This window comes from Leifsonia xyli (assembly GCA_001647635.1).
Classification (GTDB): Bacteria; Actinomycetota; Actinomycetes; order Actinomycetales; family Microbacteriaceae; genus Leifsonia; species Leifsonia xyli_A.
The window spans coordinates 1,175,497-1,187,376 of record CP014761.1; the positions used below are offsets into that span (position 1 = coordinate 1,175,497).

The following is an 11,880-nucleotide window of genomic DNA, read 5'->3' on the forward strand; positions in this document are numbered from 1 at the left end:
GCCGCGCACGACGCGTCAGGACGGCGTACGCGCCAGGTACACGGCCTCTGTGCGGGTGGACGCACCGACCTTGCGCAGGATGCTCGACACGTGCACGCTCGCGGTCTTGGCGCTGATGTAGAGCCGCTCGCCGATCTGCTTGTTGCTCAGGCCCTGCTCGATGAGGGCGAGGACCTGCTCCTCGCGCTCCGTCAGGGGCGCGCCCTGGGCTGTCGCGGCCGGCGCTGCGCGGCCCGGCCGGGCGGCGAGCGCGTCGGCGGCCTCGACGAGCAGGCGGATGCCGTGCTCGGCGGCGAGTGCGCGGCCCTCCGCTACGAGGGCGTCGGCGCGCGATCGCTCGCCTGACGCGAAGGCGACCCGCGCACCGCGCAGGAGGGCGTACGGGCGAAGGTGGACGGGTGCTACGGAGAGCTCCCCCGCCGATGCGGCGGCCTGCCAGGCCTGCAGCGCGGCCGCGACCCGGACGGCGCGATCGGGCGCATCCGAGACCGCCGCCCGGGCGGTCGCCAGCTCGGCGCTGATCATCGGATCCCATGCCGCCGCGGTCGGCCACTCGCGCAGGGTGCCGAGCACAGCCTCCAGCCGCGCCGCCTCCCCCGTCACGTGCACGGGCGCACCGCGCGCAGCCAGCTCCGCCAGCGCCCGCGACGCGGCGGCGAGCACCGGGAGGTCGTAGCCGGGCATCGGACGGAAGGGGAGCGCGCCGATGCCCCGCGTCTCCGCCCAGGCCCGTTCATAGTCGCCGAGGGCGATGGCGGTCTCGCCGACGACCCGGGCGACCATGAGCCGAGTCTGCTGCTCCAGTTCGGAGAGGGTGCGCAGCGGTGTGCGCAGGCGACGCAGGAGCGCGTCCGCACGCTCGGGCTCGCCGTGCCACACCCATAGCCGGGCCCGCTGCAGGGCCGCGCACAGGCCGGTGCGATCGTCGAGGCCGAGGGCGATGCGCAGGAGGTCTTCTGCCCGGTCGTACTCGCCGAGGGCGATGAGCGGTTCGGCCGTGTTGGCGGCCAGCCAGATTCCGGAAGTGCGTTCCACGCCGCGTTCACGGGCGCGGGCGACGCCGGACTCGGCCAGCAGCACGGCCTCGGCGTAGCGCCCGACCGAGTTGAGGGCGTCGGAGGCGTTCACCGCGTACCGCAGGGTCGCGGATGCGTCGCCCTGGGAGAGGGCGTCGGCGGTCTCGAACTCGTCGAAGCCTTCGCGGATGCGGCCCGAGGCGACGAGCGACGACGCGAGGATGTTGTGCGCGACCGAACGCAGCGGCGGCGCGGCTGCGGCTGCCTCTTCGATCGCCTCGCGCGCGGTCGGGATGGCGGTGTCGAAGGTGCCGGCGAGCATCCGCTGCGCGGCGAGCTCGGTCAGCAGCTGCGACCGCAGCGGATCTCCGGCGGGTGCGGTGCCCGGCGGGACCAGCGCCAGCGCCTCTTCGAGCAGGTCGGCGAACCCCGGCCGGTTCAGATTGGCGAGGTACTGGCCCTTGTCGCGAAGCAGCCGCGCGCGCCGCGCGGGCGGCAGGTCGTCGGCGTCGGCGAGCGCCACCTCGACCAGCGCCAGGGCCCGCTCGTTGTTGCCCGCGTTCCGGAGCGCCGACGCCGTGATGGCGATGATGGCGACGCGGTCGCGGCCGGCCAGCACCTCGGCGTCCGGGACACGGTCCCAGAGCTCGAGCATCCGGTCGCCCATCGCCGCAGCGGTGGAGTAGGCGTACGAGCGCTTGGCCTCGTCCATCGCCTCGACCGACGCCACGAACGCACGCCGGACGTCATGCGCGGCCAGCCAGTGTGCCGAGAGCTGCACCGCCGACCGCTGCGGGTCGGACTCCAGCGCCTCGGCGTAGCGGGCGTGGAACCGGGAGCGCTCCCCCGGAAGCAGATCGGCGTGCACGGCCTCGCGCACGAGCGTGTGCCGGAACGCGTATTCGGTGGAGTCGGCGCGCAGCAGATTCGCCGCCAGGGCTTCGCGCGCCGCCGCGTCCAGTTCGTCGGGTGTTCCCTCGAAGACCGCGGCCAGCAGCTCGTGCGACACGCACACGCCACCCGCGGCCAGCACCCGCAGGAGACGCTGGGCGGGATCGCTCAGGCGCTCGAAGCGGGTGAGCACGAGCTCCCGCAGCGTCTCGGGCAGGTCGTCGCCCGAGCGCAGGCCGTCGATGCCGACCAGCTCTTCGACGAAGAACGGCACGCCTTCGCTCAACTCGGTCACACGCTCCAGCGAGCCCTCGTCGGGCATGCGCCCGAGCAGCTGCTCGACCAGCTCGGCCACCTGCTCGCGGCCGAGGCGGGCGAGCTCCCACCGCGTGACCCGGCGGGTGCGCTCGAGTTCGGGCAACCAGGAGCGCAGGATGTGACCCCGCGGCACCTCGTCGCTGCGGTACGTGAGCACGATGAGCAGCCGGCCGTGCTCGGACATCCGCACCAGGAAACGCAGAAGCTCGAGCGTCGAGCGATCGGCCCACTGGAGGTCTTCGATCGCGAGGATCACCGGGCGCTCGGCCGATACCGTCTCGAGCAGGTCGGTGACCAGCTCGTACAGCCGCTCGGCACCCGTGCGCGGCGGGACGGCGGACTCGTCCGCCAGTTCGGGCAGCAGCGCCGGCAGCACGCCCGCGCTGGAACCCGCCGCCTGCAGGATCCGCTCCAGCCCGACGACCTGGATGAGCCTCCGCAGCACCGCCGCGAAAGGCGCATACGGGGCGCCGTCGTCGCCGAGGTCGACGCAGCGGCCGAGCAGCACCGTGGCCTCGGCCTCCTGCTGGGCGAGGAACTCCTCCAGCAGCCGGGTCTTGCCGATGCCCGCCTCGCCGCCGATCACGACCGCGCGCGGCTCGCCCAGCGCCGCGACCCGGAACTCGTCGCGCAGCGCCGCCAGGTCGGGCTCACGCCCGACCACCCTGAGGCTCGTCGCCGGTGCTCGCATGCCCTCATCGTGCCATGGACCACCGACATCCGGACCCCTTCCCGTAGCGCCTTCACGGAGGGCGTAGGTCGCCTCAGCGTCCAGCGTGAGCCAGCTCCCTCGCGGGCGCAGCCGCGACCTCCGCGACGGGCGCCGGAGCCTCGGCTCGCAGGCCTCCCGCGACCCGGGTCTCCGCTCGCTGCAGCGCCCCGCGCATCCCGCGCAGCCACCGCCCGTGCTCGTCGGCGCGCCGCACCCGCTCGCGCTCCACCTCCTGACGTCCGCTCTCGCCGGCCCGTACCCGGAAGTCCACGAACTCGTCCAGCAGCATGATCCGCTCCCCTCGTGCTTCGCCGGGCACCTCGCTCCGGCGATGACACCAGACTTCTCGCTAAGGCACCCCGGAGACATCGGGAGGATGCCCTATTCCGGTCCGGCGGGTACGGATAAGACATCCCGACAAGGGCTTCACTCGCCCCCACGGCGGGGGCAGCATGGCGTCATGGCCACGATCAACGAATTCGATCCCCCGTACAACGTCGGCTATTTCGTGGGCAGTCTGTCCACGCAGTCGGTCAACAGAACCCTCTCGAAGGCGCTGCTGCGGCTGGCGCCCTCCGAGCTCGTGTTCACCGAGATCCCGATCGGCGGTCTCCCCCTCTACAACCGCGACCTCGACGGGCACTTCCCGCCGGAGGCCGTCGAATACAAGCGGCTGATCGCCGAGCAGGATGCGCTGCTCTTCATCACCCCGGAGTACAACCGCAGCATCCCCGGCGCGCTGAAGAACGCGATCGACTGGGCGAGCCGGCCGTACGGCGAGAATGTCATCGCCCGCAAGGCGACCGCAGTGATCGGCGCCTCGCCCGGGCAGATCGGCACGGCGGTCGGGCAGCAGCACCTGCGCAGCATCCTGAGCTTCCTGCAGGCTCCGCAGATGAACGCGCCCGAGGCGTACATCTGGATGCGGCCGGGCCTGATCGAGGAGGACGGCACGGTCACCGATCCCGGGACCGAGGAGTTCCTGCGCGGCTTTATGACCTCGTTCTTCGAGTACATCGAGCGCGTGCTGACGGTGGTGCCGAGCCCGGCGTGAGGATCATGGACGAGGGCGGCGACCGCAGCGTCGAGCTGCGGCCGGCGGCGCGCGGGGAGGGCGACCATGTCGTCGTGGACGCGATCGTCGACGACGGCGGACGCCGCTGGGAGCTGTCCGAGGCTTGCCTGACCACCACCGAGGTGCGCGACCTGGCCGCGTGGCTGGCCGGGCTCGCCGAGGACACCACCGGGGCGGCCGACGAGTGGACCGCGCTCACCTTCGCCTCGAACGCGCTCTCGCTGAGCGGGCACCGCATCCCCGGCGGCACCGTCGAGCTGCGCCTCGCACTGCTCCGGATGCACACTGGAGGCACCGGAACCACGGACGTCGTGGTCGGCCTCCGCGCCCCGCAGCCCGCCGTCACCTCCGCCGCCCGCACCCTCCTCACCGAGCTCGACACCCTCCCCGCCTAGCCGTCCTTCCCCTTGCGGGCCCGCGATTCGTGCCGAATGGTCGCTATTCGTGGCATGTAGCGACCATTCGGCACGAATCGCCGAGGAAGGTCCAGCGAAGAAGTCCCTAGCGGCCGCCCTCGCGCTTGCGGTGGCGCTGCTGGACGGCCTGCTCGCCGTAGGGGTAGATGTCGGTGCGCGGGGTGCTCGCCGCGTCCAGGCGGCGGCGCTGCTCCTCGGTGAGGACCAGGTCGGCGGCGCCGAGGTTGTCTTCCAGTTGCTCTGTCGTCCGGGCGCCGAGGATGACCGAGGTCACCGCGGGCCGATCGCTCAGCCAGCGCAACGACACCTGCGACGCCGAGGCGCCCGTCTCCTTCGCGACTGCGTCCACGGCGTCGATGATCTCCCACGTGCGCGGGTCGGCGTTGCGCGCCTCCCACGCCTCCATGCCGCGCGTCGGGTTCTCGCCCAGCCGGGTCGCGCCCGTCGGCGCCTGGTCGCGGTGGTACTTGCCGCTCAGCCAGCCGCCCGCGAGCGGCGACCAGGGCAGCAGCCCGATGCCCGCATCCAGAGCCGCCGGAACCACCTCGTGCTCGATCCCGCGCACGATCAGGCTGTACTGCGGCTGCAACGTCACCGGCGGCGCGAACCCGTGCGACCGGGCGACGTGCACGGCCTTGGTGAGCTGCCAGCCCAGGTAGTTCGAGAAGCCGTAGTACGAGATCTTGCCCGCGCTGATCGCGTCGTCGAGGAACCGCAGGGTCTCCTCGATCGGCGTCAGCGCATCCCACGCGTGCATCTGGTAGAGGTCGATGTGCTCGACGCCGAGGCGGCGGAGGGAGGCGTCGAGAGCGGTGCGCAGGTGGGCGCGCGACAGGCCGAGGTCGTTGGGTCCGCCGCCCATCGGGAAGCGCCCCTTGGTCGCGATGACGACGCCGTCGCGGCTGCCCGGGTTGCGGGCGAGCCATCGCCCGATGATGGACTCCGACGCGCCCGCCGTGTAGACGTCGGCCGTGTCGAGGAAGTTGCCTCCCTCGTCGAGGTACCGCTCCAGGATGGCGTGGGAGGCCTGCTCGTCGGCCTCCGCGCCGAAGGTCATGGTGCCGAGGGCGAACTCCGACACGATCGTTCCGCTGTTTCCGAGATTGCGTAGCTGCATAGCGCGAACGTAGACCCGCTGCCCGGGTTCGCCTACTGTGTGCGTTCGTGAGGCTGCTCCTGATCTCCGACACGCACGTCCCCAAGCGCGCCCGAGCGCTGCCGCCCGCGGTGCTGGAGGCGGTGGACGCGGCCGACGTCGTCATCCACGCCGGGGACTGGGTGGATGCGGCGACGCTCGACGTGCTGGAGGAGCGGTCGCGGCGGCTCGTCGGCGTCTACGGCAACAACGACGGACCGGAGCTGCGGGCACGGCTGCCCGAGGTCGCGCGGATCGAGCTGGGCGGCATCCGGTTCGCGGTCGTGCACGAGACGGGCCCGGCGACGGGCAGGGAGACGCGGGCGGACGCGGCCTACCCGGATGCGGACGTCCTCGTGTTCGGCCACTCGCACATCCCGTGGGACACGGTCTCCCCGGCGGCCTTCGCCTGCTGAACCCGGGCTCGCCGACCGACCGCCGCCGTCAGCCGGTGTGCACCTTCATGACCGCCGATGTCGCTGACGGCCGCCTCACCGACGTCACCCTGGTCCCCGTCCTGAGCCCCTGACCTCAGGCGCGCAGGAAGCCGTCGACGAGGAGGCCGCGGACGGCGGGGAGCAGGTCGGCGCGCAGGGCGTCCTCATCCACCTCGAGCAGGTGCGCCAGCGCGGCCACGATCGCGGCGACGCTCAGCTCGCCGTCGCACGCTCCGACCAGCGCGGCGAGCCCGGTGTCCGCGGACACGGCCCGCCCGAACCCGCCGCCCTGCCGCAGCAGGATCGCGGTCGGCGCGTCCGCGCCCGGCCACAGGTGCCGCTCCTCCGTGACGTCGCCCGAGGTGACGGGATGCAGCCGCCCGAGCTCGTCGTCGGTGAGCGCCGCCTGCAGGTCGTGGGCGGCCAGCGCCTCCCCGAGGTGGACGCCGAGCCCGGCCTCGTTCGCACCGAGCGACCCGTGGAGGCGCTCGAACCGTCGCAGCGTCGGCACGCCCTCCGCGCGGCGCAGGAGCAGGTACCCGAAGCCGACGGAGCGAACGTCGCGCGTCTCGAAGTCGTCCAGCCACGCGTCGAGCAGCCGCTCGAACTCCGGCGTGCCCGGCCGGGTGCCGCCGTCGCGGATCCACGTCTCGGCGTAGCGCACCGCGTCCTCGACGTCGCGCTCGATCACCCAGGCGTCGAGAGGATCGGCGGATGCGTCCACCCAGTCGCGCACGCGCTCGAGCCCGTCGCCGGTGCCGCGGTACTCCCAGTTGCCGAGCAGCTGCGCGACGCCGCCGGGGGTCAGGTGCTCGCCGCAGCCGCTCACGAAGGAGGCCACCAGCCCGTCGCCGACCATCCCGGCGTCGCGGTACTCGTACGCCGGGACGCCCTCGGTCCGCGGGGTGATGACGAAGGGCGGGTTGGACACGATGTGGTCGAACCGCTCGCCCGCGACCGGCTCGAACATGCTGCCCAGCCGCAACTCGACGCCGTCGATCTCGTTCAGCGCGAGGTTCAGCGCGGCCAGCCGCAGCGCCCGTTCGGAGATGTCGGTCGCGACGACCCGCCGCGCGTGGCGGGCGGCGTGCATGGCCTGGATGCCGCATCCGGTGCCGAGGTCGAGCGCGCTCTCGACCGGCTTCTGCAGCATGAGCCCGCTGAGCGTGAGGGATGCTCCGCCGACGCCGAGCACGTGGTCCTCGGGCAGTGCGTGGCCCAGCGCGAGCTCGCCGAGGTCGGAGACGATCCACCACTCTGCGGGGCCGGCGGCGTCCACGAAGCCGTAGGGGCGCAGATCAACGGCGGCGCGGACGGTGTCGGCGTCGACCGTGACCAGACCGAGGGATGCGGCGCCCTCGACCCCGAGCGCCGGCAGAGCCCCCTCGGCGTCGGAGCGGGCGACCGGCCGACCGAGCACGAAGAGCCGCGCGAGCGTCCCGAGCGGCGACGACTCCCGCCGGGCCAGCGCCCTTTCGGCGGGGACGCGCTGCCCGCGGTGCAGCGCATCCGCCGCCTCCGGCCCCCAGAGTTCGGTGAGCGCGTCGACGGTCAGCCCGGCGGCGATCAGGTCGGCACGGAGATCGGGGATGCGGTCGGCGGGTTCGCTCATCCCTCCATTCTCCCTGGCGCGACTGCGGTCGTTCGGAACGACTGCGCGTGCGCGCCCCGCCGCGGACGCGACGACCGACCGCAGTCGCTGCTGGAGGATCGGACGGGCAGGGGCACAATGGGGCTGTGATCCGCAGACGAGCGATCGTGACCGGTGGCGTCCAGGGCGTCGGCTTCCGCTGGAGCGCGCGCGAGGCCGCGCAGCGCCTCGGCGTGACCGGCTGGGCCCGCAACCGCGTCGACGGCACCGTGGAGGCCGAGATCCAGGGCGAGCCGGAGCAGGTGGAGCGGATGCTCGCCTGGCTGCGCACCGGGCCGCCCGGCGCGTCCGTCGAGTCCGTCGACGTGACCGACGCCGAGCCCGCGGACGACGACGCGTTCCGCATCCGCGAGACCGCCTGACCCCCCTCACGCGAGGGCAGGGGGACAATGGGACGCATGACGCGCGCGACCCTGCTGACCATCACCACGCCCACCGGAGAGCCGCGGGAGGGCGACCCCGGCTACGTGGTGGCCGACTTCGGCGAACCGCAGGTGCGGATCACCGACCTCTCGGTCACCCGAGGAGACGGCGTGTTCGAGACCATCGCCGTGATCAACGGGCACCCGCAGGCGCTCGAGCCGCACCTCGCCCGGCTGGCGCACTCCGCCGAACTGCTCGACCTCCCGGTCCCGGCGGTCGACGTCTGGCGGGAGGCCGTGCGCGCGGGAGTGGCCGACTTCCTGACCCGCAACGGCGACGCCGGAGACGAGCTGTACGCCAAGCTCGTCTACACCCGCGGCGTCGAGGGCTCGGGCGTCCCCAGCGGCTGGCTGTTCGTCGACCTGGGCGAGGACTTCACGCAGGCGCGCCTCGGCATCCGCGTCGTGACGCTCGACCGCGGCGTCCGGCACGACGTGGCCGAGACCTCGCCGTGGCTGCTCGCAGGCGCGAAGACCCTCTCCTACGCCGTCAACCGCGCGGCCCAGCGGGAGGCTGTGCGCCGTGGCTTCGACGATGTGCTGTTCGTGAGCAGCGACGGCTTCGCGCTGGAGGGCCCGACCTCGAACGTGGTAACTCTCACCGACGGCGTGGTCCGCACGCCGAACACCGACCAGGGCATCCTCGCCGGCACCACCCAGGCGGCCGTCTTCGACTTCTTCACCGCGCGCGGCCTGCGCACCGAGTTCGCCCCGCTCACGATCGACGAGGTGCGCGCCGCCGACGCCCTCTGGCTCGTGTCGAGCGTCCGCCAGGCCGCCCCCGTCACACACCTCGACGACCGCGCCTACCCCGTGGATGCCGCCCTCACCGCCGACCTCAACGCCTACCTCCTCGCCCGCACGGAGTGACGCCGGGCCGGCTTGGTAGACCGATCGTGTCATCCCGATTCGCAGGTGTCGGCCGCACAGCCTAGGCTGAACCCACCCGAGGGGAAGGGACGGTGCAGGATGAGCGAACGGGTGCCTCGCAGCATCGAACTCCTGCGCCAGCAGGCGCGTGACGAGCTGTCCGCGATCATCGAGCACCGCTGCCGCGCCGGGGAGGACCCGTGGCAGTTCATCCCCGAGCTCCCGAGCGTCGACGAGCAGGTCGTCATCTCGCTCCGCGCCAGCGCGATCGAAGCGTTCGACCTGGCCGAGGAGCAGTCGCGAGCGCACCATCCCGCCGCCGGCCGCGACGTCTTCACCCGCTTCGAGTACGGCGTGCTCCGCCGCATCGCGCTGGAGCATCCCGAGCTCAGCGAGGCGGTCTGGGGGATGCTCGACAAGGTCGAACGCGCCTGACTACGCTTCCCGCATGGGAATCGTCACCGCCGACATCGCCATCTCGCTGGACGGCTTCGCCGCCGGGCCCAACCAGTCGCTCGAGCACCCGCTGGGCGAGGGCGCCGAGGAGCGCCTGCACGCCTGGATGTTCGACGAGCGCTCCGCGAACCACCGCGAGGAGATCGAGGCCATCGTCCGCGCCGGCGCGTACATCATGGGCCGCAAGATGTTCGGCCCGGTGCGCAACGAGTGGCCTGCGGAGGGCGAGCGTTTCGGCGACTGGCGCGGTTGGTGGGGCGAGGAGCCGCCGTATCACGCGCCCGTCTTCGTGCTGACGCACTACGCGCGGGAGCAGCTGGAGATGACCGGGACGACGTTCTACTTCGTGACCGACGGCATCCATTCGGCGATGGAGCAGGCACGCGAGGTCGCCGGCGATGCCGACGTGTCGGTCGCGGGCGGCGCCGAGACGCTCAACCAGGCGTTGTGGGCGGGCGTGGTCGACGAGCTGCGGCTGCACGTCGTGCCGCTGACGCTCGGCGCGGGCGAGCGGGTGTTCGACCGGGTGCCTCCGCTCGACCTGGAGCTGGTGCGGGAGCGGGTGACGCCCGAAGTGGCGCACCTCACCTACCGCGTGCGACGCTGAGCTCCTCGACGCTCGTCGCAGGCAGTCGGCACACGAAGTCGCGGCACAGGTAGGCCGTCGGGAGGCCGTCGCGGGTGGTGCGCGCCTGGAACAGCTCGAACCCGGAGGCCGTCAGCTCGCGCGCCTGCGGCTCGGTCGCGAAGGCGACCAGCGGCGCCGGGTGCCGTCGGGCGGCGCCCACCACGTCCGAGGTCGCCCCCGGCGAGGGCAGCACGACCACCAGCTGCTCCGCCTCGCCCGCGAGCCGCGACATCAGCGCCAGCGACGTCCCGAACGCGCTCGGGACGCGCACCGCCTGGGCGGCGACCATCCGCATCCCCTCGCGCGCGGCCCGCTCGTAGCGCCGCTCGCCGGTCAGCAGGTACAGCGTGTGCGCAGCCTGCGCCAGCGACGACAGACCGGACGGATAGGCGCCCTCGGACGGATCGACCTGCACCGCGAGCCCGGTGGCCGCGAGCACGGGATCGACCCCGCCCGGAGTCTCGAACGGGCACGTCCCCTCCCCCGCCGCGTCCAGGCACAGGTCGACCAGGTCGCGCGCGGCGGCCGCCGGCCCCACCTCACCGGACGCGAGCGCCAGCTCCAGCAGCCCGGATGCGAGCCCGCCGTAGTCCTCGAGGGTCGCACCCGCCTCCGAGAGCCGGTCGCCGAGCGACGCGCGCAACAGCGTCCCGTCGTCGCGCCGGTGCCTGCTGAGCACGGTGTCGGCGGCCTTCCCGGCTGCGGCCACCCACACCGGACGGTCCAGGATGCGCCCCGCGCGAGCGAGCGCGCCGATCGCGAACCCGTTCCACCCGGTGAGCACCTTCGCGTCGAGGGGCGGCGGGTCCAGCTGTGCGCGCTCGGCCGGCGGCAGCGTGTAATAGGTGCCCTCGACCCGGGCGCCGTCGATGGTGCTCTCCGAGTCCTGCGCCGACGCGAAGCCGCCCGACGGCTGCCGCAGCACGCCGAGCAGGAACGCCGCGATGCCGTCGGCCGTTCGCTCGGCCCACTCCTCACCGGTCTGCTGCCACGCGCGCGCGTAGGCGTCGAGGAGGAGCGCGTTGTCGTACAGCATCCGCTCGTAGTGCGGCTCGCTCCAGTCGCGCCGGGTCGCGTAGCGGAAGAAGCCGCCGTCGACCGGGTCGCGCAGCGGCGACTCCGCCATCGCCCGCAGCGTGCGCGCCGCGAGCGCGTGCCCGGCTGGACGCGACAGCAGGAAGTCGAGGATGGGCGCCACCGGGAACTTCGGCGCCGTGCCGAACCCGCCGAACTCCGGGTCCTCCGCCTCCGCCAGCTGCGCGACCGCCGCATCCAGGGCCCGGTCGTCGGGCAGGTCGGACACGGAGGTCGCCGCGTCAGCCGCAGCGGCGAGCGCCTCCCGCACCCGGCCCGCGTCCGACTCGACCTCGCCGCGGCGGGCAGTCCACGCGTCCCACACCGCGTCGAGCACCTGGCGGAACGACGCCCGTCCCGCGACCGGCTGCGGCGGGAAGTAGGTGCCGGCGAAGAACGCGGTGCCGTCGGGCGTCGCGAACACCGTCAATGGCCAGCCGAGGTTGCCGGTGAAGGCGCTGGCGGCCGAGAGGTAGGCGGCGTCGACGTCGGGATGCTCCTCCCGGTCGACCTTGATCGCGACGAACCGGCTGTTCAGCTCCTCGGCCGTCGCCGGATCGCTGAAGCTCTCTCGCGCCATGACGTGGCACCAGTGGCAGGTCGCGTACCCGATGGAGACCATGACCGGCACGTCGCGGCGCCGCGCCTCGGCGAACGCCTCCGCACCCCACGGGAACCAGTCGACCGGGTTGTCCGCGTGCGCGCGCAGGTAGGGACTGATCGCATCCCCGAGCCGATTCGCCATGGGCACACCCTACGACCGCGCAGCCGGAAGGGAA

Annotated in this window: 11 protein-coding genes and 1 pseudogene; 7 read left to right on the top strand and 5 right to left on the bottom strand. The window is 73.1% G+C overall.

The features are described from left to right. Positions 1-15 precede the first annotated feature (15 nt). Positions 16-2,916, bottom strand: coding sequence for a hypothetical protein (locus tag A0130_05780; GenBank protein ID ANF31242.1), 2,901 nt, complete (start codon positions 2,914-2,916; stop codon positions 16-18). 73 nt (positions 2,917-2,989) lie between these two features. Then, on the bottom strand, positions 2,990-3,226 hold the full coding sequence (locus A0130_05785) for a hypothetical protein (GenBank protein ANF31243.1): 237 nt from the start codon (positions 3,224-3,226) through the stop codon (positions 2,990-2,992). 171 nt (positions 3,227-3,397) lie between these two features. On the opposite strand from A0130_05785, the gene A0130_05790 reads away from it, so the two are divergent. Next, complete coding sequence (locus tag A0130_05790) at positions 3,398-3,991, top strand: ACP phosphodiesterase (protein ID ANF31244.1); 594 nt, start codon at positions 3,398-3,400, stop codon at positions 3,989-3,991. Continuing rightward, complete coding sequence (locus tag A0130_05795; GenBank protein ID ANF31245.1) at positions 3,988-4,407, top strand: hypothetical protein; 420 nt, start codon at positions 3,988-3,990, stop codon at positions 4,405-4,407. The genes A0130_05790 and A0130_05795 overlap by 4 nt, the downstream gene beginning before the upstream one ends. A 106-nt stretch (positions 4,408-4,513) precedes the next feature. Here the strand turns inward: A0130_05795 and A0130_05800 are convergent, their stop codons facing one another. After that, positions 4,514-5,545: an aldo/keto reductase gene (locus tag A0130_05800; protein ID ANF31246.1), complete on the bottom strand. Its 1,032-nt coding sequence runs from the start codon at positions 5,543-5,545 to the stop codon at positions 4,514-4,516. Positions 5,546-5,592: 47 nt separating this feature from the next. Between A0130_05800 and A0130_05805 the strand changes: the two are divergent. Next, positions 5,593-6,092 (top strand): annotated as a pseudogene (locus A0130_05805) (metal-dependent phosphodiesterase). 2 nt (positions 6,093-6,094) lie between these two features. Here the strand turns inward: A0130_05805 and A0130_05810 are convergent. Next, positions 6,095-7,612, bottom strand: coding sequence for an SAM-dependent methyltransferase (locus A0130_05810; protein ID ANF31247.1), 1,518 nt, complete (start codon positions 7,610-7,612; stop codon positions 6,095-6,097). A 125-nt stretch (positions 7,613-7,737) separates the two neighbouring features. On the opposite strand from A0130_05810, the gene A0130_05815 reads away from it, so the two are divergent. From A0130_05815 to A0130_05830, 4 genes are all read left to right on the top strand, one after another. After that, positions 7,738-8,013, top strand: coding sequence for an acylphosphatase (locus A0130_05815; protein ID ANF31248.1), 276 nt, complete (start codon positions 7,738-7,740; stop codon positions 8,011-8,013). Positions 8,014-8,049: 36 nt separating this feature from the next. After that, positions 8,050-8,943: a branched-chain amino acid aminotransferase gene (locus A0130_05820; protein ID ANF31249.1), complete on the top strand. Its 894-nt coding sequence runs from the start codon at positions 8,050-8,052 to the stop codon at positions 8,941-8,943. A gap of 99 nt (positions 8,944-9,042) precedes the next feature. Then, entirely contained in the window at positions 9,043-9,378 is a 336-nt protein-coding gene (locus A0130_05825; protein ANF31250.1) for a hypothetical protein, read from the top strand. A gap of 13 nt (positions 9,379-9,391) precedes the next feature. Continuing rightward, on the top strand, positions 9,392-10,006 hold the full coding sequence (locus A0130_05830) for a 5-amino-6-(5-phosphoribosylamino)uracil reductase (GenBank protein ANF31251.1): 615 nt from the start codon (positions 9,392-9,394) through the stop codon (positions 10,004-10,006). Here the strand turns inward: A0130_05830 and A0130_05835 are convergent. After that, a complete protein-coding gene (locus A0130_05835) occupies positions 9,984-11,846 on the bottom strand; it encodes a hypothetical protein (GenBank protein ANF31252.1) in 1,863 nt (620 codons plus the stop codon). The genes A0130_05830 and A0130_05835 overlap by 23 nt on opposite strands. Positions 11,847-11,880: the final 34 nt, after the last annotated feature.

Coding starts and splice junctions, on each gene's coding strand:
- A0130_05825 (ANF31250.1), top strand. CDS start 9,043: ATGAGCGAACGGGTGCCTCGCAGCATCGAACTCCTGCGCCAGCAGGCG.
- A0130_05830 (ANF31251.1), top strand. CDS start 9,392: ATGGGAATCGTCACCGCCGACATCGCCATCTCGCTGGACGGCTTCGCC.
- A0130_05820 (ANF31249.1), top strand. CDS start 8,050: ATGACGCGCGCGACCCTGCTGACCATCACCACGCCCACCGGAGAGCCG.
- A0130_05835 (ANF31252.1), bottom strand. CDS start 11,846: ATGGCGAATCGGCTCGGGGATGCGATCAGTCCCTACCTGCGCGCGCAC.
- A0130_05780 (ANF31242.1), bottom strand. CDS start 2,916: ATGCGAGCACCGGCGACGAGCCTCAGGGTGGTCGGGCGTGAGCCCGAC.
- A0130_05810 (ANF31247.1), bottom strand. CDS start 7,612: ATGAGCGAACCCGCCGACCGCATCCCCGATCTCCGTGCCGACCTGATC.
- A0130_05800 (ANF31246.1), bottom strand. CDS start 5,545: ATGCAGCTACGCAATCTCGGAAACAGCGGAACGATCGTGTCGGAGTTC.
- A0130_05790 (ANF31244.1), top strand. CDS start 3,398: ATGGCCACGATCAACGAATTCGATCCCCCGTACAACGTCGGCTATTTC.
- A0130_05785 (ANF31243.1), bottom strand. CDS start 3,226: ATGCTGCTGGACGAGTTCGTGGACTTCCGGGTACGGGCCGGCGAGAGC.